Source organism: Gemmatimonadaceae bacterium (genome assembly GCA_040882285.1).
Lineage (GTDB): Bacteria > Gemmatimonadota > Gemmatimonadetes > Gemmatimonadales > Gemmatimonadaceae > JACDCY01.
Genome location: JBBEBQ010000010.1, coordinates 366,826 through 387,187 on the forward strand (window position 1 = coordinate 366,826; position 20,362 = coordinate 387,187).

General features: G+C 67.9%; 17 protein-coding genes. 8 read left to right on the plus strand and 9 right to left on the minus strand.

Features of this window, described 5'->3' with window-relative positions:
• From WEA80_07295 to WEA80_07305, 3 genes are read left to right on the plus strand one after another with little or no spacing between them, the layout of a single operon-like run.
• Positions 1 to 1,083: an ABC transporter ATP-binding protein gene (locus WEA80_07295; GenBank protein ID MEX1186378.1), complete on the plus strand. Its 1,083-nt coding sequence runs from the start codon at positions 1 to 3 to the stop codon at positions 1,081 to 1,083.
• 1 nt (position 1,084) lies between these two features.
• Positions 1,085 to 2,734: an iron ABC transporter permease gene (locus WEA80_07300; protein MEX1186379.1), complete on the plus strand. Its 1,650-nt coding sequence runs from the start codon at positions 1,085 to 1,087 to the stop codon at positions 2,732 to 2,734.
• Entirely contained in the window at positions 2,731 to 4,032 is a 1,302-nt protein-coding gene (locus WEA80_07305) for an NAD(P)/FAD-dependent oxidoreductase (protein ID MEX1186380.1), read from the plus strand. The genes WEA80_07300 and WEA80_07305 overlap by 4 nt, the downstream gene beginning before the upstream one ends.
• Positions 4,033 to 4,126: 94 nt before the next feature.
• Here the strand turns inward: WEA80_07305 and WEA80_07310 are convergent, their stop codons facing one another.
• The 5 genes from WEA80_07310 to WEA80_07330 all read right to left on the minus strand — a co-directional run bounded on the left by WEA80_07310 (position 4,127) and on the right by WEA80_07330 (position 10,084).
• On the minus strand, positions 4,127 to 5,365 hold the full coding sequence (locus WEA80_07310; protein MEX1186381.1) for an MFS transporter: 1,239 nt from the start codon (positions 5,363 to 5,365) through the stop codon (positions 4,127 to 4,129).
• A gap of 201 nt (positions 5,366 to 5,566) precedes the next feature.
• Complete coding sequence (locus tag WEA80_07315) at positions 5,567 to 6,430, minus strand: ABC transporter permease (GenBank protein ID MEX1186382.1); 864 nt, start codon at positions 6,428 to 6,430, stop codon at positions 5,567 to 5,569.
• Positions 6,427 to 7,497 carry an ABC transporter permease gene (locus WEA80_07320; protein MEX1186383.1) on the minus strand — a complete coding sequence of 357 codons (1,071 nt, stop codon included), beginning with the start codon at positions 7,495 to 7,497 and terminating at the stop codon, positions 6,427 to 6,429. The genes WEA80_07315 and WEA80_07320 overlap by 4 nt, the downstream gene beginning before the upstream one ends.
• Positions 7,494 to 9,050 carry an ABC transporter ATP-binding protein gene (locus WEA80_07325; GenBank protein ID MEX1186384.1) on the minus strand — a complete coding sequence of 519 codons (1,557 nt, stop codon included), beginning with the start codon at positions 9,048 to 9,050 and terminating at the stop codon, positions 7,494 to 7,496. The genes WEA80_07320 and WEA80_07325 overlap by 4 nt, the downstream gene beginning before the upstream one ends.
• Positions 9,047 to 10,084, minus strand: coding sequence for a BMP family ABC transporter substrate-binding protein (locus WEA80_07330; GenBank protein MEX1186385.1), 1,038 nt, complete (start codon positions 10,082 to 10,084; stop codon positions 9,047 to 9,049). The genes WEA80_07325 and WEA80_07330 overlap by 4 nt, the downstream gene beginning before the upstream one ends.
• Positions 10,085 to 10,338: 254 nt before the next feature.
• On the opposite strand from WEA80_07330, the gene WEA80_07335 reads away from it, so the two are divergent.
• The 3 genes from WEA80_07335 (at position 10,339) to nadC (ending at position 13,804) form a co-directional block, all read left to right on the plus strand.
• Positions 10,339 to 11,859 (plus strand): L-aspartate oxidase, encoded by a 1,521-nt coding sequence (locus WEA80_07335; protein ID MEX1186386.1) that lies wholly within the window; start codon positions 10,339 to 10,341, stop codon positions 11,857 to 11,859.
• Entirely contained in the window at positions 11,853 to 12,866 is a 1,014-nt protein-coding gene (gene nadA / locus WEA80_07340) for a quinolinate synthase NadA (GenBank protein ID MEX1186387.1), read from the plus strand. Before WEA80_07335 ends, nadA begins: the two co-directional genes overlap by 7 nt.
• Before the next feature lie 95 nt (positions 12,867 to 12,961).
• Positions 12,962 to 13,804, plus strand: coding sequence for a carboxylating nicotinate-nucleotide diphosphorylase (gene nadC / locus WEA80_07345; GenBank protein MEX1186388.1), 843 nt, complete (start codon positions 12,962 to 12,964; stop codon positions 13,802 to 13,804).
• Between the two features lie 88 nt (positions 13,805 to 13,892).
• Here the strand turns inward: nadC and WEA80_07350 are convergent, their stop codons facing one another.
• Genes WEA80_07350 through WEA80_07365 form a run of 4 tightly spaced genes read right to left on the minus strand, consistent with a single transcriptional unit; the run spans position 13,893 to position 18,249 of the window.
• A complete protein-coding gene (locus WEA80_07350) occupies positions 13,893 to 14,465 on the minus strand; it encodes a hypothetical protein (GenBank protein MEX1186389.1) in 573 nt (190 codons plus the stop codon).
• Positions 14,441 to 15,712 (minus strand): acyl-CoA dehydrogenase family protein, encoded by a 1,272-nt coding sequence (locus WEA80_07355; protein ID MEX1186390.1) that lies wholly within the window; start codon positions 15,710 to 15,712, stop codon positions 14,441 to 14,443. Before WEA80_07355 ends, WEA80_07350 begins: the two co-directional genes overlap by 25 nt.
• Complete coding sequence (locus tag WEA80_07360) at positions 15,709 to 16,128, minus strand: hypothetical protein (GenBank protein ID MEX1186391.1); 420 nt, start codon at positions 16,126 to 16,128, stop codon at positions 15,709 to 15,711. Before WEA80_07360 ends, WEA80_07355 begins: the two co-directional genes overlap by 4 nt.
• 54 nt (positions 16,129 to 16,182) lie before the next feature.
• Positions 16,183 to 18,249 carry a thioredoxin domain-containing protein gene (locus WEA80_07365; GenBank protein MEX1186392.1) on the minus strand — a complete coding sequence of 689 codons (2,067 nt, stop codon included), beginning with the start codon at positions 18,247 to 18,249 and terminating at the stop codon, positions 16,183 to 16,185.
• 250 nt (positions 18,250 to 18,499) lie between these two features.
• On the opposite strand from WEA80_07365, the gene crcB reads away from it, so the two are divergent.
• Both crcB and WEA80_07375 read left to right on the plus strand, forming a co-directional pair.
• Positions 18,500 to 18,874 (plus strand): fluoride efflux transporter CrcB, encoded by a 375-nt coding sequence (crcB, locus tag WEA80_07370; protein MEX1186393.1) that lies wholly within the window; start codon positions 18,500 to 18,502, stop codon positions 18,872 to 18,874.
• A gap of 25 nt (positions 18,875 to 18,899) precedes the next feature.
• Positions 18,900 to 20,279, plus strand: coding sequence for a dipeptidase (locus tag WEA80_07375; GenBank protein MEX1186394.1), 1,380 nt, complete (start codon positions 18,900 to 18,902; stop codon positions 20,277 to 20,279).
• Positions 20,280 to 20,362 lie beyond the last annotated feature (83 nt).

The following is a 20,362-nucleotide window of genomic DNA, read 5'->3' on the forward strand; positions in this document are numbered from 1 at the left end:
ATGCGTGATGCAGCGGCCGGCGCAGCCGGCTCCGGCGGCACGCTCTCGCTTCGCAACATCACCCGCCGGTTCGGCGCGCACACGGCGGTGGACGACGTGTCGCTCGACGTCGCCCCCGGGGAGTTGCTGGCGCTCGTCGGCGCGTCCGGGTCGGGCAAGACCACCACGCTGCGCATCGCGGCGGGTTACGAGCACCCCGACAGCGGCTCCGTGCACATCGGCGAGCGGGAGATTACCCGGCTCCCTCCGCAGAAGCGCGCGTTCGGCATGGTGTTCCAGCACTACGCTCTGTTCCCGCACATGAGCGTCGAGCAGAACATTGCGTTCGGACTCGAAGCCCGCGGCGTCCCCAGGAAGGAGCGGCTGGAGAAAGCGCGCGCGGCGCTCACTGGTGTCGGACTCGGCGGCGCGGGGGGTCGCCCGGTGCAGTCGCTCTCCGGCGGTGAGCAGCAGCGCGTGGCGGTCGCGCGCGCGCTGGTGATCGAGCCGCGGGCGCTGCTGCTCGACGAGCCGCTGTCGAACCTCGATCCGATTCTCCGGCAGTCTATGCGCGACGACCTCAGCGCGCTGTTGCGCCGCGCGGACGTGCCCGCGCTGCTGGTGACGCACGATCAGGAGGACGCGTTCGCCATCGCCGACCGGATTGCCGTACTGCACAAGGGGCGCATCCTCCAGACCGGGACGCCCGCGCAGCTGTACAACAATCCGGCTTCGCTCGAAGTCGCGCGCTTCATCGGGCGCGGAACGCTGGTGCCGTGCACGATAGGCGACGGCCGCGCCACGATCACGATTCACGATCACGCGCTGTCGTTTCCGGTGGCCGGTACCGCCACCCGGCTCGCCGGCCGGCCCTCGCACGCGATGCTCCGGCCCGAGCTACTGGAGCTGGCCGCTGCCGACTCGGCGGATGCATGGACCGGAGTAGTGCTCGCGCGGCGCTTCGCCGGGTCGACGATCGTGTATCGCGTGGAGCTGGCCCCGGAAGTCGTCGTGGAAGTGCCGAGCAGCGACGACAGCTCGCACATCGGGGACCGGGTCGGCGTGCGATCGCGCGGCAACCCGGTGCCGGTGTGCGGAGACTAGCATGAGGCGGCCGACGACGGGGACGTGGCTCCTGGCCGTTCCCGTCCTGGCTCTGCTGCTCTGGTCCGTGGTGTACCCGAACGCCGCGGTGATATTCGGCAGTTTCGAGGGCGGGCTGGCGCACTGGCGCGAGTTCCTGGCGAGCCCGGCCGATCGCGAGGCGCTGAACAGCACACTCATCATCTCCGTGGCTTCAGTCTTTGCCGCGCTGATCATCGGCGTGCCGCTCGCGTTCCTGCTGACGCGGTTCGAGTTCCCCGGCCGGCGCGCACTGAGAATCGTGGCGACGCTCCCCGCCGCGTTGCCGCCGCTCGTCGGCGTCATCGCGTTTCTGTTTCTGTACGGCGAGAGCGGGGTGGTCACGCGCGGGGTGCAGAACTTGTTGGGCATGGACGAATCGCCTTGGCGACTGACGGGGATCTGGGCGATCGTGTTCGTCCACGCGTACACGATGTACGTCTTCGTCTTTCTGTTCGTCTCCGCGGGTCTCGAAAGGTTCGACAGCAGCCTCGACGAAGCAGCCGCGGGCCTCGGCGCGTCGCCGCGCCACCGGCTCCGCCGAGTGACTCTGCCGCTGCTGCTCCCCGCGATCGCCGGCTCGATGCTGCTCGTATTCATGAACTCGCTCGGCTCGTTCTCCGCGCCGTACGTGTTCGGCGGCGGAATTCGCGTGCTGTCCACGCAGATCCTCGCGTCCAAGCTGAACGGAGCGATGGGGCTCGCGTACGTCGAGACCACAGTGCTCGCGCTCAGCGCGATCGCGGCCCTGGCGCTGTTCCGCGTGCTACAGCGAAAGCGCAGGGTGGTCAGCACGGGGAAAGGCTCCGTGACCAGGCGCGTGATTCGCTCGCGCTCATTGCAGGTTCTGCTCGCTGTCGCGGGAGCGGGCATCGTCATCGCGCTGATCCTGCCACATCTGATGGTCATACTGGTTTCCTTCGCGCGCGACGGGGTGTGGACCACGCAGGTACTTCCGCCCGAGTACACGCTGGAGAACTACCGCCGGCTCGCGACCGACGCGCAGCTCTGGCGGCCGATCTCGAACAGCGTCGTCATGGCGCTGATCGCCACGGCGGCGAACATCGTCGTGTGCTTCGTCGCGGCGTACCTGCTCGTGCTGCGACGCTTCAGCGCGCGCCCGCTGCTCGGCCTGCTCGTCGCGCTGCCGTGGGCGATACCGGCCACGGCAATCGCGCTCGGCCTTGCGGCCACGTTCAACGTCAACGATCTCTCGACCGGCCGGATCGTCCTGGTCGGAACATTCTGGATCCTCCCGCTCGCGTACTTCATCCGCAACATCCCGCTGGTCGCGACCGCCGCGGAGAGCTCGCTCAGGCAGCTCGATCCGGCTCTCGAAGACGCGGCGCGGGGGCTGGGAGCGTCGTGGTGGCTGACTATGCGAAAGGTCGTGATCCCCGCCGCGCGTCCGGGACTCATAGCCGGCGGGCTGCTCGCCGCGGTGACGGCGGTCGGCGAGTTCGTCGCGAGCATCGTGCTGTACACCCACGCCAACCGCCCGATCTCGATCGAGATCCTCGCGCAGCTGCGCGCGCTCGCGTTCGGCACCGCGGCTGCGTATAGCGTCCTACTGATTCTGCTGGTTCTCGCCATGGCGATAGGCGCGAGGACCGTCGAGGAGCAGTACGCGTGACGTCACCTGTGACCATTCCCGTCGCGCACCCGGCGCCGCGGCGGCCGCACGTGGTGATCGTGGGCGGAGGATTCGCCGGATTGCACGCGGCCCGCGCGCTCCGCGACGCGCCGGTCCAGATCACGCTGGTGGACCGCACTAATCATCACCTCTTTCAACCCCTGCTGTATCAGGTCGCGACCGCGTCGCTCTCGCCGGGCGACATCACCGCGCCCATCCGTTGGGTGCTGCGAAAGCAGCGGAACGTGTTCGTGATGCTGGGGGAGGTCGTCGGGATCGACGTGGATTCGCGGACGATCGCGCTCGACGCCGCGCGGCGGTCGATCACGTACGACTATCTCGTGCTCGCGCCGGGGGGTCGGCACTCGTACTTCGCGCACCCGGAGTGGGAATCACTGGCGCCCGGCCTCAAGTCGGTGGAGGACGCGGCCGAGCTGCGGCGCAGGTTCCTGCTGTCCTTCGAGCGTGCCGAGCTGTCCGACGATGAGGCGGAGCGCGCCGCCTACCAGACGATCGTGATCGTCGGCGCTGGGCCGACGGGCGTGGAGCTTGCGGGCGCCATTCCGGACATTGCGCACAAGGCCCTCCGCCGCGACTTCCGGCGGATAGACACTCGGCTAACGCGTGTCGTCCTGCTCGAGGCCGGCGACCGCGTGCTGCCGGCGTATCCCGAATCGCTGTCCGAGCGCGCGAGGCGGGACCTCGAACGGCTGGGAGTAGAGGTAAGGCTGAATGCCTTCGTGACCGAAGTCCATGACGATCGAGTGTGCGTCGGCGACGAGACGATCCCCACACGCACTGTCTTCTGGGCGGCCGGGAACGAGATTTCTCCCCTCACGAAGCTGCTCGGCGCGCCGCTCGACAAGGCGGGCCGCGTGCTGGTCGAGCCGGACCTCACGGTGCCCGGGCACCCTGAGCTGTTCGTGATCGGCGACGCCGCGCACGTGGTGTGCGGCGGTCGCGTCGTGCCAGGCGTCGCGCCGGCGGCGATGCAGCAGGGCAGATCGGCGGGACGCAACATCGCGCGCACCTTCGCGGGGAAGCCTCGGGTTCCGTTCGACTACTTCAACAAGGGCGATGTCGCGACGATCGGGCGGCACAAAGCCGTTGCCGATTTCGGCCGCTTTCGCTTCGGCGGCCGGTTGGCCTGGTGGCTATGGCTGACGGTTCACATCATGTACCTGATCGGATTCCGCAATCGAATCACGGTGCTGATCGAATGGGCATACGCGTATTTCACCTACCAGCGCGGTGTGCGATTGATCACGGGCTCGGGGCGCGCTCCGGGTCGCGGCTGAACCCGCTCCAGCGAGGCTAGGCGCGTGCCATTCGGCCACCGCGCTATCGAATTCATCGGCCGATCCCGTTGCTAAAAAGAGCCGGGGCGCGGTCTCACGCGACCGGCTCGGCCGCGGGCGAGCCGGCGACTTGCTTCCCGCCGCCGGCGTCGATGCCCAAGCCGAGAAAGATCGTTCCACCGATCAATATGGCGGAGGTGTAAAACGGCACGCCGTGGCCGAGCTGGTCGTAGGCAAAACCGGCCCACAACGGGACGATGACGCGCGCCAGGCCCCCGAACGTTTGCTGCACCCCCATGTACAACCCGCGCTCGTTGCTCGGAATCAACCTCGAGAGCAGCGACGTCACGCACGGGAACGTGAACGCCGTCCCGAGGGGCACGAGCGCGATCGCGAGCGCGAGCAACAGGTAATGTCCCGCGAATGGAATCGAGCCGAGTCCGATCGCGAGCAACACCAGGCCGATACGCGACAGCCGCACCTCGCCGAACCGATCCACGAGCGTTCCGAGTATTCCCGCGCGCGTGATCACGGAGATCACGCCGAGGTACGTGAACACCATCCAGATCTTGTCCGGGCCGACCGCCCACTCGTGCAGCAGAAAGAGCGCGAGGATCGCGGTCATTCCGGAGAACGCGCCCATCGCGATTGCGTAAATCCAGATAAGCCGCGGAACGGGCTCGCCGGAATGCGTGATGACCCGAATGATCGCATGCCGCGACGCGCCAGGCCGCTTCACAAACGCCTCGGTCATGTCGCGCGACTCTTTGAGAAAACGCGCGGCGAAAGCGATGTTCAGCACGCACAGCGTCGCGGCCACGAGTCCCGGGCCCGGTCGGCCGAGCAGCAGCGCGGCGGAGCCGAGCGGCGGGCCCAGCGCGACGCCGAGGTTCGTCGCCGCGGAAAGCCAGCCCAGCGCCTTCGCGCGATTTTGCGGCTCGGTCGAATCGGCGACGTACGCCTGAATTACGCCGACGGTCCCGCCGCCGGCGCCTTGCACGATGCGCGAGAGCAGCAATAGCCACAGCGACGTGGCGAACGCGAACACGACGTAGGCGATGGCGGCGGACGCGAGCCCCACGAGCAATGCCGGTTTCCGTCCGTGCTTGTCGGAGAAGCGACCCCACAGCGGAGCGCTGATCAGCTGCGCGGCCGTGAACGACGACACTAGTAGCGCGACTTCCATCCCGCCGCCGCCGAGCTCGTCGGCGTAGTACGGGAGCAATGGCAGGATCATCAGCAATCCCACCATGTCCACGAAGTTCGTGACGATCAGTATGAACAGCTTTCCGCGCGTAGCTCCGGTGAAACGGCCGCGAACTGTCTGGCTCATTGGTGCGGGTCGGCGCTCGTGCGTCTCAGGGACAATCGCTCCCTTCGGGCGCTACGCTAGCTCCGCGCTTCGCGCGTCGCTCGCTAAGACGCGCCCTGCGGGAGCGATTGTCCCTGCGAGCACCGAGCGCCTCACTCAGCACGGGCCGCGATAGCCCGCGCGCCAGCGCGCGGGCACGGCGGAAAGCCTGGTCATGACTGATCAGTCCTCCGCGCGCCCCAGCGCGGCGGGGGCGACGGCGCGGCCGACGAGGCCGGCGAGCGCGACGATCGTGAGGAGGTACGGGATCATTCCGATGAACTGCGACGGAATCCCGGCGACGCCCTGGAGCTGGATCTGCGTGGTCTCCGCGGCGGCGAAGAGCAGGCACGCGGCGCCCGCGCGCCACGGATCCCAGCGGCCGAAGATCACGGCGGCGATCGCGATGAAGCCGCGGCCCGCGGTCATGTTGTTGGTGAACTGGTGCTGATCGAGCGCGAGATACACGCCGCCGAGACCCGCGAGCACACCGGATATGGCCACCGCTACGTAGCGGATGAATCGGACGTTGATCCCGACGCTCGCGGCCGCTTCCGGATGCTCGCCCGCAGCCTGCACCCGAAGGCCGAACGGCGTCCTATACAATAGAAAGGCGACCACCGGCACCGACGCGAGCCCCAGCCACACCAGCGGGTCGCCGAAGCCCGACAGCCCCGCCTGGAACCCTTCCACGCGCGGCGAGTTCGACGAGCTGTCGAACAGCAGCATCAGAATCACCTGCGTCAGGCCGATCACGAGCAGGTTGACCGCGATTCCCGATACCACCTGATCGGCGCGGAAGCGAACGGTGGCGATCCCGTGGAGCAGTCCGAACAGCAATCCACCCGCCGCTCCCGCGAGCACGCCGATCACCGGACTGCCAGAGTAATAGCTGCCGAGCGTCGCGGTGAACGCGCCGCTCAGCATGAATCCCTCGAGAGTGAGACTCACGATCCCCGCGCGCTCGGCGACCAGTCCGCCGCTGGCAGCGAACAGGTACGGCACGGCGATCCGCAGCGTCTGCGTGATGAAATCGAACGGGTTCAAGTCGTTGCTCCCCGCGCGCTTCGCACTCCGCGCAACGCTCGCTGCACTTCGGGAACGGCTGCCGCCATGGCGAGGATCACGATTCCCTGGAGCACCTCGACCATCTGCTTGGGCACCAGCGCGTGAATCGCGAGCCCGCCCTGCGACAGCGTCGCGAAGAAGAACGCCGCCAGCACGACGCCGAAGGGATGGTTGCGGCCGACGATGGCGACGGCGATCGCGAGGAAGCCCGATCCGCCGGTGAAGCCGTCCTCGTAATAGTGCTTGTAGCCGAGTACGAAGTTGGTGCCGCCGAGCGCGGCGAGCATGCCGCCGAGCGCCATCGCCTTGATCCACACGCGGCCGACGCGGATGCCGCTGTACTCGGCGGCTTCCGCCTGGAGCCCGGTCGCGCGCAGCGCGTAGCCGCCCGGCGTGCGGAACAGGTACCACCAGCACCACACCGCGGCGGCCATCGCGAACAGGAACGTGACGTTGGCCGCGGACCCGTGGAAGCCGGGGATGAACTCGCTGAGCCTCGGCACCGCGCCGGCGTTGATCTCCGCCGTGTGCAGCGTCTCCTCGACGCGGAAGTGCTCGACGAGCAGCCAGTTGAGCAGCGCCAGAATGATGAAGTTCAGCATGATCGTCACGATCACTTCGTGCGCCCCGAACTTCGTCTTGAGGACTCCGGGAACTCCGCCGGCCAACAATCCCGCGGCGGCGGCGGCGAGCAGACAGAGCGGAACCGCCAGCACTCCCGGCGTACCGGCCGGCAAGATGATCCCCATTAGCGCGGCACCGAACGCGCCGGCCGCGAGCTGTCCTTCCGCGCCGATGTTGAACAGCCCGGCGCGCAGCGCCAGCGCGATCGCGAGCCCCGCGAACGTCAGTGTCGTCGTCTTGTACAACACCTGCGCGAAGCCGTACGGGTTTCCCCACGCTCCCTCGATCATGCGGCCGTACACGTGCGCGGGCGACTCGTGAAAGAGCAGGATCAGGATGTCGCCGAGGATGAGGGCGACGAGTAGCGCGACGATCGGCGGAAGCAGCGCCTCCTCGGCGCGACGGAGCAAGGACTCGCTCATGCCGCGTCGCGGCTTCCGCCGCCGGTCATGTAGGGGCCGAGCACTTCGGGCGTCGCCTCGTACGCCGGGAGCGTGACCGCGAACCTGCCGCGGTACATCACGGCGACCTTGTCGGACAACGCCAGGACTTCGTTCAGCTCCGCGGACACGAGCAGGATCGCCTTGCCGGCGTCGCGCGCTTCCCGGATCTGCCGATGGATGAACTCGATCGCCCCGACGTCCACACCACGCGTGGGCTGCGCCGCGAGCAGCACAGTGAACGATCGTCCCATCTCTCTTGCGATAACGACCTTTTGCTGGTTTCCGCCCGACAGCGTCCGCGCCGCCGGTGCCGGGTTTGGCGGTCGGACGTCGAACTTGCCGATCTGCTCCCGCGCATGCTCCTCGATCCGGGAGCTGTCGAGCGAGCCGTATCGTGAAAACTCCTCCTGCGCGCCGAGCACCAGGTTCTCCGCGATCGAGTACTCGAGGATGAGCCCGCGCCTGTGCCGGTCTTCAGGCACGTGCGCTATGCCGGCCTCGCGTCGCTCTTTCACCGTCGCATGGGTGATGTCGCGGCCGGAGACCGAGATGGACCCGCCGAGAATGTCGCGGAGGCCCGCGATCGCTTCGACGAGCTCGGTCTGCCCGTTCCCTTCGACGCCGGCGATGCCGAGGATCTCGCCCGGACGGATGGCGAACGTGATGCCGTCCACGACGCGCACGCGGCGCGAGTCATTCACGGCGAGATCAGTGACCTCGAGCACCGGGGCACCCGTAGGCGCGATCGCGTGCTCGGTCGTGGCGGCCGCTTCCCCGATCGCTTCGCGAATAGGCGCGGAGAGCACGACGTCGCGTCCGACCATCGCCTTGGCGATCTCGGCTGGCGTCGTCTCGGACGTCTTCATGCGCCCGACTGTCGCGCCGGCGCGCATGACCGTGACCGTCTCGGAGATGTCGATGACTTCATCCAGGCGGTGCGTGATCAGCACGATCGTGCCGCCTTCGTCGCGCAGCTTTCGGAGGACGGTCCACAGCTCTTGCACGTCCGGCGGAGACAGGACAGCGGTCGGCTCGTCGAGAATGAGAATCTTCGCGCCGCGATACAGGGTCTTGAGGATCTCGACGCGCTGCGCTTCGCCCACCGACAGCTCCGCGACCCGCCGGTCCGCGGGAACGATGAGTCCAGTCCTCTGGATCAGCGCGGTCACGTCGGCGAGTGCGCGCGCTCGATCGAACATCACGCCCCGTCTCGGCTCGGTCCCCAGCACGACGTTCTCGGCGACCGTCAGCGTGGGCACGAGCATGAAATGCTGGTGCACGACTCCGACGCCCGCGGCGATCGCGTCCGTGGTGGACCACGCCGTGACGTCGCGGCCGTTCACTTCCACCGTGCCGGCGTCGGGCTTGATCAGCCCGCCGAGGATCTTCATGAGGGTGGACTTGCCCGCGCCGTTCTCACCGACCAGCGCGTGGATCTCTCCCGGCGCGACGTCGAGCGAAGCGGCGCGGTTGGCGCGGACGGGACCGAACGACTTGTCGATCGCGGCCATCCTGATCGGATGCGCGCTCATCGCGTGGACGGCACCTTGATCCTGCCCGCGATGATGTCGGCCTTGAGCTGCTCCACGCGCCGGCGCGGCGCGTCGGGAATGAGCGCGCGGTTGTTCTCGTCATACACGTAGCCAACGCCGCCCTCGGCGAGGCCGAAGGAGTACACGCCGCCCTTGAAGGTTCCGTTCTCGACGCGCGCGATGGCGTCGTACACCGCCGCGTTCACCCCTTTGATCATCGAGGTCAGCACTCTTCCCGGTGCTTCGGCCGATTGATCGGCATCTACGCCGATCGCGAGCTTGCCCGTTGCGCGCGCGGCCTCGAACAATCCTCCGCCGGTCGCGCCCGACGCGTGGAAGATGACGTTGACGCCGGACTGGTACTGCGCGAGCGCGAGCTCCTTACCGCGGCCGGGATTCGCGAACGCGTCCGGGGTGACGCCGGCGTACTGCGCGATCACCGTGCAATCCGGACAGACGTGCTTCACGCCCGCGCGATAGCCGGCCTCGAACTTGTGGATGAGCGGAATGTCCATTCCGCCGATGAACCCGACCCGCTTGGAGTTGCCCACGAGTGCCGCGAGCGCGCCGACGAGAAACGATCCTTCTTCCTCGCGGAACTTGAGCGCGGCGACGTTGGGCGGCGGCGGAATGACGTTCCCGGCTGCGTCGGTGGCGACCGCGAAGTCGACTCCGGCGAATCGGCTGTCGGGGTATTCCCGCGACAACACGATGAGATCGTCGGTGAAGATGAACCCGATTCCCATGATCAGGTCCATCCTTTCGGCGGCGAGCAGGCGCAGCCCCGCCTCGCGGTCGGCGCCCTCGCCGGGCTCGATGAATCGCACGTCGGCGCCGAGCTGTTTAATGGCGCTGTCGGCGCCCTCGTACGCGCCGTCGTTGAACGACTTGTCGCCGCGTCCGCCGACGTCGAGTACGATCCCGACCCTGGTCGCGCCGGCGTCGGCGACCGCTTCGGTACCGCGCGGGCTGAGCACCAGGAACGCGGCGTGGACGGCGAGCAGGCCCGCGACGGTGATCAGAAGCTTGCGCATGGGTGGGTAAGTTTCGTGCGCGTAACGGCGGGGAGCAAGTGCGCGCGGGGCCCGTGGGCGCGGGTCTCCGGGCGCGGAGCGTACGTCCGACAGGGCTCTCCTCTGCGGCTACGCTCGCAAACAGCGCTCGCTAACACGCCGCTGAGGAGAGCCCTGCCGTGCGTACGCTCCTCAGGCCCCGGGATACCACACGCGCGCGCCCCTGGTCGCCCTGATCCCCGCAGTTGACGACCACACGCGCTGTAGATTCCAGCATGCCCGTCGACCGGATCAGAACGCGCTTTCTCGTGGTCGGCAGCGGCGTGGCCGGGCTGCACGCCGCGTGGCGGGCCAGCGAAGTGGACGGCGGCGAAGTGATGGTTCTCACCAAGCGGTCCCTGTTCGACAGCGCGACCGCGTACGCCCAGGGCGGGATTGCCGCCGCGCTCGGCGCCGGGGACTCCACCAAGCTTCACCGCAAGGACACGCTCGCGGCCGGAGCGGCGCTGTGCGACGCGCGCGCGGTGGACGTGCTCGTGGCCGAGGGCCCCGAGCGCGTGCGTGAGCTGCAAGTCGCGGGCGCAGACTTCGACGTCGGCCCGACCGGAAAGCTCCGGCTCGGGAAGGAAGCCGCCCATTCGCGCCACCGGATCGTGCACGCTCACGGCGACCAGACGGGCGCCGAAGTCGTACGAACGCTGATCGACCGCGTCCAGAACAGCCCGCAGATAGAAGTGCTCGAGAAGACGCGAGTGCTCGACCTGATCGTGCACGCGGGAGTGTGCGCGGGAGTTAGGGCGACCCTGGCGGGACGGCCCGTCGAGATCATCGCCGACGTAACGGTGCTGGCGACCGGCGGCTGCGGCCAGGTCTTCCGGTATACGACCAATCCGGTCGTCGCGACGGGCGACGGCTACGCGATCGCGCGGCGCGCGGGGGTGAAGCTGGCCGACATGGAGTTCGTGCAGTTCCACCCGACGGCGCTCGACACGCCGGAGAACCCACTCTCGCTGATCTCGGAAGCCGTGCGCGGCGAAGGCGCGACACTGGTCAACGACAAGGGCCAGCGGTTCATGACGCGGCGGCATCGCCTGGCTGAGCTGGCGCCGCGCGACATAGTGGCGCGCGAGATCTTCCTGCAGCAATCGGAGGGGAGCAGGGTCTGGCTCGACGCGCGCCGCCTCGGAAAGTCGTTCGAGAATCGCTTCCCCGGCATCTTCGCTCTCTGTCACGCGCGGGGCATCGACCCGCGCGACGAGCTCATTCCGGTGACTCCGGCCGCGCATTACATGATGGGCGGGATCGTCACCGATCTCGCCGGCTGCTCCAGCCTGCCGCGGCTGTATGCGTGCGGCGAGGTGTCCAGCACGGGCGTGCACGGGGCCAACCGGCTGGCCTCCAACTCGCTGCTGGAGGGGTTGGTATTCGCCGAACGCGTCGCGCGCGATATGATAAAGACGGAGCGATTGAGCCGGGTGCCGAGGAAGTCGGACTGGAAGGCTCCGCAGCTTCGCGATCGCGGCGCCGCGCAGGTGGCGGCCGACGACGTGCGGCGGGTGATGTGGGAGAAGGCGGGAATCTACCGGTCCGGCCGGGGATTGAAGAAATGTCTCGAGACGCTCGACGCGATCGAGTCACGGCTGCCTGCCGGAGCCACCGAGGAGGCCAACCTGATCGCGACGGGACGACTGATAGCGGGGGCGGCGATGCAGAGAAGAGAATCGCGCGGCGGCCATTTCCGCAGCGACTTCCCCCGGCCCAAGCAGAAGTGGCGGGGGAAGCACATCATATGGTAGTGATTGCGGAGCAGGACGTCGCGGCGCTGCAGGCGGAGATCAAGGAGCTCGCGCGCGCCCGGAACGCGGTGATACTTGCGCACAACTACGAGCGCTCCGAAGTCCAGGACGTAGCCGATTACGTCGGCGACTCGCTGGGGCTGAGCCGCGAGGCCGCGCGAACCGAAGCCGATGTGATCGTGTTCTGCGGCGTGCACTTCATGGCCGAGACGGCCAAGATACTGTCGCCGGACAAGACGGTGCTGCTGCCGGATCTCGCCGCGGGGTGCTCGCTCGCGGCGAGCATCGACGCCGAGCAGCTGCGCGCGTGGAAGGCGGAGCATCCGGGCGCGGTGGTTGTGTCGTACGTCAACACGTCCGCCGAAGTGAAGGCGGAGAGCGATTACTGTTGCACGTCTGGCAACGCGGTGGAGGTGATCAACTCCATCCCCGCGGAAAAGGACATCCTCTTCCTGCCGGACATGTTTCTGGGAGCGCACGTGCGGCGGGTGTCGGGACGCGAGAACATCCACGTCTGGATGGGCGAATGCCACGTGCACGCGGGGATCGACCCCGAGCACATCAACCTCACGCGGGCGGCGCACCCCGGCGCCGAATTTCTGATTCACCCCGAGTGCGGCTGCGCGTCGAGCGTCGTCGAGGCGGTGTCGGCCGGCGCGGTCAGCCCCGAGGGAATGCAGATACTCTCGACCGAAGGGATGATCCGCCGGCCGTCGCAATCGCCGGTGGACGAGTTCATCGTCGCGACCGAGGTCGGAATTCTGTACCGGCTGCGGCGGGAGAATCCGACCAAGACATTCTTCGCGGCGAACGAGCGGGCGGTGTGCGCGTACATGAAGGTCACGACGCTGCCGAAGGTGTTTCTGGCGCTGCAGGAGATGCAGCACGAGATCACGGTGCCGCCCCACGTAGCCGCGCGCGCGCGCAAGGCGATTGAGCGCATGATCGCGATCGGCGGACAGACGGCCCTGTCGCCGGTGCCGACGTCCCCGGATCCGGGCGAATAATCGGCGCACGACTCTTGCGCGGCTGATCCGGCATGAGCCCACCGCGCCGCAGCCAGCCGCAGCGTAGGAAGATCACGAGACCCGATGAGGGGGTGATGTTTCCCCTCAACCGGCGGGAGACGACCAAGCTCGTGCGTGCCGCGCTGGAGGAGGACGGCGCGTTCGACGACATAACGACGATCGCGACGGTGGTGTCGGACCGGCGGGCGCACTGCCGCCTGGTCGCCAGGAAGGCGGGCGTGATCGCGGGGCTGCCGCTTGCCGTCGAAGCGTTCCGGCAGCTGAATCCGCGGGTCACGGTACGGGTCGATGGCGAGGACGGACGCAAGGTGGCTCCCGGATCCGTTTTCGTCGTGCTGAGCGGCAGCGCGCGTGGACTGCTGTCGGCCGAGCGCGTCGCGCTGAACTTTCTCCAGCGCCTGTCGGGGATAGCGACGCTCACCGCCAAGTTCGTCGCGGCGGTGCACGGCACGGGCGCGAAGATACTGGACACGAGAAAGACGACTCCCGGCTGGCGGAGTCTGGAGAAATACGCGGTGCGCGCGGGCGGCGGCACCAATCACCGGCTGGACCTCTCCACCGCGATCCTGATCAAGGACAATCACCTCCGCGCCCTCGATGGAGATCTGGAGCTGGCGATTCGGCGGACGCGCGAGCTCGCGCCGCGCGGCACCAAGGTCGAAGTCGAGTGCGACAGGATCGCTCAGGTGCGCGCGGCCGTCGAGGCCGGCGCGGACATCGTTCTGCTCGACAACATGAAGGTCGACGAGATCCGGCGCTGCGTGGAGCTGGTGGACGGGCGCGCCATCGTCGAGGCGTCCGGCGGAATCAACCTGACCAACGTTCGGGCGATCGCCATGACCGGCGTGGATTGGATCTCGGTCGGCGCGCTCACGCACTCCGCACCTTCGCTGGACCTGGCGCTCGACTTCACCTAGCTCGACCGGCAGCAGACGGCTCCCAATCGTCCGGCGGGCCTACGCTTCGCTAACACGGCCCTCCGGACGATCGGGAGCCGTCTGCTGCTCACATCTCTGGTGTGTCGAGTATCGAGTCCGTGACGAAGTAGCCTCCCGACGCGCGCACGGCCGCGGCTGCGGTACGGCGCGCGTCGTCCACCGCGTCCTCGCTGTTGTCCAGGGCGTTGCGCGCGGCGCGGAAGCGGCGGCCAGACAGCACGCAGAACAGGTCGCACAGCGCGAGCACCTCGGCGTGGCTCGTCTCGTCTCCATCCGCGAGCAGCCGCTGCGTGCGGGAGATGGTCGCGGCTCTGCCGAACAGCTCGATCGCCATGTTGGCGAGCCGCTCGAGCAAGAGCTGCCGGTCGAGCAGCTCCGTCTTGTGCCGCATGATGGCGCGCTCGGCGGCGGACTTTAGCTCGGCGACGTGCTTCTCGAAGTAGCGCTTGTCGTCCGCGAGGCGCGGATGGAGATCGACGTCGAGCGTGGAGGTCGCGCCGAGCGCGCCGCGTACGCGGGCGGCGGCGTAGCCGCTCAATAGACCGAGGTTGCGCATCGGCCGCTTGAGCGCGACTCCCAGCTCCTTGAGCCGGCCGGCCGGTCCCTCCACTCCGTTCAGGGCGATGAACAGCCGCAGCACTTCGTTGGCGCCCTCGAAGATCCGGTTGATGCGCGAGTCGCGCGCAGCATCCGCTCGTAGGGGTACGGCTTCACGTAGCCGCGGCCGCCCGCGACCTGCACCAACTCGTCGGTGGCGCGCCACACCAGGTCGCTGGCGAACACCTTCGCGCACGCCGACTCCAGCGAGCTCTCGGCGTCGGGACGGTCGGCGAGCGACGCGAGGATACCGAACATGGCGTCCGCGGCGTAAATCTCGGAGGCGAGCTGCGACATCTTCCGCTGCGTGATCTCGAAGTGCGCGAGCGGGTGGCCGAACTGCTCGCGCTGCTCGGCGTACCGCGCCATCTCGCCGAGCGCTCCCTTGGCGCCGCCGGTGCAGCCGGCGAGCAGAGTGAGGCGGCCGGCGTTGAGCACGTTCACCGCGACGCTGAAGCCCCGGCCGACGCTGCCCAACACGTGATCCGCGGGAACCCGCATGTCCCTGTATATCAGCTCGGCTTGCGTCGAGCCGCGTACTCCCAGCTTGCGGACGGTCCCGATGATCTCGAAGCCCGGCATGTCGGGCCGGATGATGAACGCCGTCGGGCGTTGCTCGGTGAGGCCCTTTCGCCGTACCGGAGTCTGCGCGAAGGTGACGATCACACCGGCCTTGTGCGCGTTGCCAATCCAGATCTTGTGGCCGTCGAGAATCCACTCGGAGCCGTCCGTGGCGAGCCGCGCGCTCGAGCGGATGTGCTGCGCGTCGGACCCGATCTCGGGCTCGGTCAACGCGTACGCGGCCAGCATCTCTCCCCGCGCGAGCGGGGGGAGATAACGGCGCTTCTGCTCCTCCGTGCCGTAGAGAACGATTGCCTTCGATCCCAGTCCGCAGTGCACGCCGACGAGGACAGCCGTCGACGCGTCGGCGAGCGAGATCGCCTCGAAGACGCGCGCGTACGCGGTGGCGGAAAGGCCGAGGCCACCGTACTCGCGTGGAATCGTGAGCGCGAGAAAGCCGGAGTCCGCGAGCGCAGCGACGACGTCATCGCCGATCGTCTCTTCCTCGTCGAACTTCGCCGGATCTATGAGATCAGCGCGCAACTCCCGCAGTCTGTCGACTAGACGCCTGACGGTCTCCGCTTCTCCCGGATCGCGGACGTCCAACGGGTCCGGATACGGGAAGAGCAGCTCGTCGTGCACGGCTCCCGCGAACAGCCCGCTTCCGAAAGACGCGCGCCCGCCCGGAGCGGGCGCGGCGCGTGTCTCACGCTCAGCCGCGGACGTCACGCCATCGCTGTGCGGGAGCCGCGCAGCCAACGCCAGTGCACCGCGAACAGCACGCCGGCCACCAGCAGCATCAACGTCGACGTCACCAGCGAGCGCAGCGCCCGGTGGCGCACGGCGGCGATGCGCTCCGCGCGTTCTTCGGCACAGAGCGCCATGAGCACGCTGTCCGCGGGAATGTCGGGGGCGGCGGCGGACGGAGCGTCAGGACGAATCGAGCTGCTGGTGCGCATCCAGCGCTGCCTGCAGGCCTCGAGCGAGCGCCCGCCGAACTCACCGGTGACCTCCCGGGACATCTCCGGCTCCGCGAACTCGAACACGTTGTTCACGACGCTGTTCAGCGAGATGAGTATGGTGATGACGGCGATGAGACACACCGTGTAGCCGTACACCTGCGGGATCCAGCGCGGTTGGTCCATGATCTCTCCGTGGAAGCGGGCGCGCCCGGTGGCGCGAGTCCCGGGGAGCTAAAGCTACCCGCCCGACGGAGTCGGGACAGGGGCGCGGGCCGCGTCCCGGAGCTGCTCCGTCAGCTGCGCCGGATCCCGCGTCGGAAGGTTGCAGGTAAAGCCGCGGCAGACGTACGCCGTGGCCCCTCCCGCGGCATCCCGTCCACGCAGCAGTGCCACTTTGCCCGCCCGGGCCGGATCGCCACCGGCGAGAACCAGCGCGGGCACGTACGTGCCCGCGGCAGCGCGCACGAGCTGCCTGAAATCGTCGCCGGCCGGATCGCCGGCGATGGCGACCTGCACGCCGCCGCGCGCCAGCATGTCGGCGACGCCCAGCAAGTGCCCGAACGCTATCGCGTGCCTGCTCATGGACGTGGCGAGCGGGCGGAGGACGCGCTCGGCGCGCTTGCGATATGTCTCGTCGCTCGTCAGCTCGGAGATGCGGAGGCAAAGCTCCGCGGCGAGCGAGCTGCCCGCCGGCACTGCGTTGTCGGCGACGTCGCGCGGACGCGTGATCAGCTTCTCGGCGTCGCGGGCCGTGTCGAAGAACACGCGGGACTCCTCGTCCCAGAATTGGCCGGTGATCGCGGCGGAGATCTCCAGCGCCCGGTCGATCCACTGCTCGTCGAACGTCAGCTCGTAAACGGAGATGAAGCCGAGTGCGACCGCGGCGTGATCCTCCAGAAAGCCCGGGATGCGGCTGACGCCGTCCTTGCGGGAGCGCAGCACCCGCCCGTCGCGAACCATCTCTCGATGCAGCAGCGCGGCGTTTTTCAACGCCATCGCGCGGAACCGCTCGTTATCGAAGGCGCGGGCGGCCTCCGCTACCGCGCGCAGCATGAGACCGTTCCATCCCGCGAGAATCTTCTCGTCGCGGCCCGGCCAGACACGGCGCGAGCGCGCTTCATACAGCATCGTCTTCGCGCCCTCGATCGCCTCGGCCAGTTCGGTCGCCGTCGCGCCGAGTCGCGCCGCGAAAACGGCGGGCTCCGAGGCCACGAACAGAATGTTCGCTCCCTCGAAGTTTCCGCCGGGGGTCACGCCGTGATACGACTTCATTAGCGCCGAGTCGTCGCCCAGGAGCCCATCGAGCTCCGCTTCGCTCCAGACGTAGAACTTTCCCTCGTGTCCCTCGCTGTCGGCGTCCAGCGAGGAATAGAAGCCGCCTTCCGGCGATGTCATCTCTCGCTCGACCCACGTGATGGTGTCGAGCGTCACGCGCTTCACTTCCTCGTCGCCGGTCGCCTGCCACAGGTGGACGCCGAGGCGGAGGAGCAGCGCGTTGTCGTACAGCATCTTCTCGAAGTGCGGCACCAGCCACTCGTCGTCCACGGAGTAGCGCGCAAAGCCGCCGCCGATCTGATCGTAGATTCCGCCGCGCGCCATCCGGCGGAACGAATTGAGCGCGATGTCGGTCGCGTGGCGGCTGTCCGTCCGCGCCCCGTGCCGCAGGAGAAAATCGAGCGCCATCGCCTGGGGAAACTTCGGGGCCGAGTCGAAGCCGCCGCGTGCGGCGTCGTACCGCTGGGCGATGTTGCGGTACGCGAGCTCGAGCATCCGGTCCGTGAGCTCGCCCGCGCCGGCGGATGCCGGGGAAGGCTGGTAGATCTGGCGGAGCTGCGCGGCGCTCCTGTTCACGTCGTCGCGGTGCTCGCTGTATGCGCGCGCGACCGACTCGAGCACCTTGGTGAAGGACGGCATGCCGTGCCGGTCGGTCGGCGAGAAGTATGTGCCGCCATAGAACGGCTCGCCCTCGGGCGTGAGGAACACAGTCATCGGCCAGCCGCCGTGCCCGGTCATCGCCTGCACGGCCTGCATGTAGATGCTGTCCAGATCGGGCCGCTCCTCACGATCCACCTTGATGTTGACGAAGTGCTCGTTCATCAGGGCCGCGGTGGCTTCGTCCTCGAAGGACTCGTGCGCCATGACATGGCACCAGTGGCACGCGGCGTAGCCGATGCTCAGCAGGATGGGCTTGTCCTCGCGCCTCGCGCGCTCGAGCGCGTCGGCGGACCAGGGGTGCCAGTCGACGGGGTTGTCGGCGTGCTGGAGGAGGTAGGGGCTGGATTCGTTTATTAGGAGATTGGGCATTGCGTTTGGAAGCTTTGCATAATTCCGACCAGCGGAAACCGACGGGATGGAAGGGAGGAGAGCGTTGTGCGTTTACCGTTAAAGCGTTCTGCGTAAGGACGTGAGAGCGGGGGGAGAACCCCGCCAAGAGGCCCACCGCAGCCACGGCCTGACGCGCAACGGAACGACGGTGAACGCACAACGCTCTCCGTAGTTTGGCCCCGGCATCGCCGAGAACGACACGCCGTAATAACTTGTATGGATGCTGGCAATGATAGCCCTGGGCGGCGCCGTCGGATCAGTCACGAGATATCTGCTCGGCGGAGTGGTTCAACGCACGGCCGGGATGGCGTTCCCCGTGGGGACTCTGATGGTCAATGTCTCGGGATCGTTCCTCGCCGGGTTTCTGCTGCGCTATTTCATGAACGTCCAGACCCACCCGATGCTTCGCGCGGCGCTGATCGTCGGCTTCTGCGGCGGGTTCACCACGTTCTCCGCGTTTACCACGGAGACGCTGGGGCTGTTCGAGGGCGGAGAGTACGCGAGGGCCGCGTTGTACGTCGCGGCCAGTGTCGCGCTCTCGCTCATGGCGGTGTTCGCCGGCTTCGCGGCTGGGATCGTCGCCGTGCCGCACCATTCACGCTGATCCGGTCCGCCGGAAGGGATGCTCCGTGTCTGAAGATCTGACTCGTTATCTGGATGACAACGACGCGAGGATTCGCGACGAGCTGTTCGACCTGCTGAGGATTCCAAGCGTCAGCGCGCGGTCCGAGCACAAGGGCGACATGACGCGGACGGCCGAGTGGGTGCGGGACTCGCTCAGCGAGCTCGGCTTCGAGACGAAGATCCATCAGACGAAGGGTCATCCGATCGTCGTCGGCGAGTGGAGAAAGGCTCCCGGCGCGCCGACGGTACTCGTTTACGGCCACTACGACGTGCAGCCGCCGGAGCCGCTCGAGCTGTGGACGTCGCCGCCGTTCGAGCCGACGATCCGGGACGGCAAGATCTTCGCGCGCGGCTCGGTGGACGACAAAGGCCAGTTCTTCCTGCACATCAAGGCGGTGGAGGCGCACCTGAAGACGCGCGGCAAGCTGCCCGTGAACATGGTCTTCCTCATCGAGGGCGAGGAGGAGATCGGGAGCGAGAACCTCGCCGAATTCGTGAACAAGCAGCGCGACTTGCTGAAGGCGGACGCGGTAGTGATCTCCGATTCGACCATGTACGCGGCGGGGCAGCCGTCGATCCTCTCGTCGCTGCGCGGACTGGCGTACTTCGAGATCAACGTGCAGGGGCCGGCGAGCGACCTGCACTCCGGCATGTACGGCGGCGCCGTCGTCAATCCGGCGACCGCGCTCGCGAAGATCATCGCGACGTTCCACGACGCCAGGGGGCGAGTGGCCATCGACGGCTTCTACGATGCCGTCCGCGAGTGGGAGCCGGAGATACGCGAGCAGATGCGCGCCCTGCCGGCGGACGACGCCGCCTTTCTCAAGGAAGTGGGCGCGACGGCACTCGGCGGCGAGGCGGGCTACACGACGCTGGAGAAGCTGTGGACGCGGCCGACGTGCGAGGTGAACGGACTCCTCAGCGGCTACACCGGCGAGGGCGCCAAGACCGTGCTGCCGGCGCACGCGATGGCGAAAGTGAGCTGCCGCCTGGTTCCCGACCAGCAGCCGCAGGAGATCGAGCGGCTGATGCAGGCGCACGTCGCGCGGGTGGCGCCGAAGGGAGTGACGGTGACGTGCGAACATCTGCACGGTGGCCGCGCGTGGAAGGCCACGCTGAAGGGCCCCATCTTCGACGCGGCGCGCAGGGCGCTCGAGTCCGCGTTCGGTAAAGCGCCGGTGATTACAGGCGAGGGCGGCTCGATTCCGGTCGTCAGCGACTTCGAGCAGATCCTCGGCGCGCCCGTGCTGCTGGTCGGCTTCGGGCTTCCGGGCGAGAACGCGCACGCGCCGGACGAGTGGATCAGCGAGGAGAACTTCCGCCTGGGGATGCGGGCGATGGCGGAGATGTGGGACCATTACGCCGCCGCTGTCGCGGCGGCGTAGCTGTTGGCTGTTGGCTATTGGCTCTTAGCTACCCGCATCGCATTTCCCGTCGTTTCGCCCCAAGCCAACAGCCAATAGCCAAC

Excerpts from the sequence above, each read along its gene's own strand:
- WEA80_07365 (MEX1186392.1), bottom strand. The coding sequence starts at position 18,249 with ATGCCCAATCTCCTAATAAACGAATCCAGCCCCTACCTCCTCCAGCAC.
- WEA80_07325 (MEX1186384.1), bottom strand. The coding sequence starts at position 9,050 with ATGAGCGCGCATCCGATCAGGATGGCCGCGATCGACAAGTCGTTCGGT.
- crcB (MEX1186393.1), top strand. The coding sequence starts at position 18,500 with ATGATAGCCCTGGGCGGCGCCGTCGGATCAGTCACGAGATATCTGCTC.
- WEA80_07335 (MEX1186386.1), top strand. The coding sequence starts at position 10,339 with ATGCCCGTCGACCGGATCAGAACGCGCTTTCTCGTGGTCGGCAGCGGC.
- WEA80_07295 (MEX1186378.1), top strand. The coding sequence starts at position 1 with ATGCGTGATGCAGCGGCCGGCGCAGCCGGCTCCGGCGGCACGCTCTCG.
- WEA80_07300 (MEX1186379.1), top strand. The coding sequence starts at position 1,085 with ATGAGGCGGCCGACGACGGGGACGTGGCTCCTGGCCGTTCCCGTCCTG.
- nadC (MEX1186388.1), top strand. The coding sequence starts at position 12,962 with ATGTTTCCCCTCAACCGGCGGGAGACGACCAAGCTCGTGCGTGCCGCG.
- WEA80_07330 (MEX1186385.1), bottom strand. The coding sequence starts at position 10,084 with ATGCGCAAGCTTCTGATCACCGTCGCGGGCCTGCTCGCCGTCCACGCC.
- nadA (MEX1186387.1), top strand. The coding sequence starts at position 11,853 with ATGGTAGTGATTGCGGAGCAGGACGTCGCGGCGCTGCAGGCGGAGATC.
- WEA80_07320 (MEX1186383.1), bottom strand. The coding sequence starts at position 7,497 with ATGAGCGAGTCCTTGCTCCGTCGCGCCGAGGAGGCGCTGCTTCCGCCG.
- WEA80_07360 (MEX1186391.1), bottom strand. The coding sequence starts at position 16,128 with ATGGACCAACCGCGCTGGATCCCGCAGGTGTACGGCTACACGGTGTGT.
- WEA80_07310 (MEX1186381.1), bottom strand. The coding sequence starts at position 5,365 with ATGAGCCAGACAGTTCGCGGCCGTTTCACCGGAGCTACGCGCGGAAAG.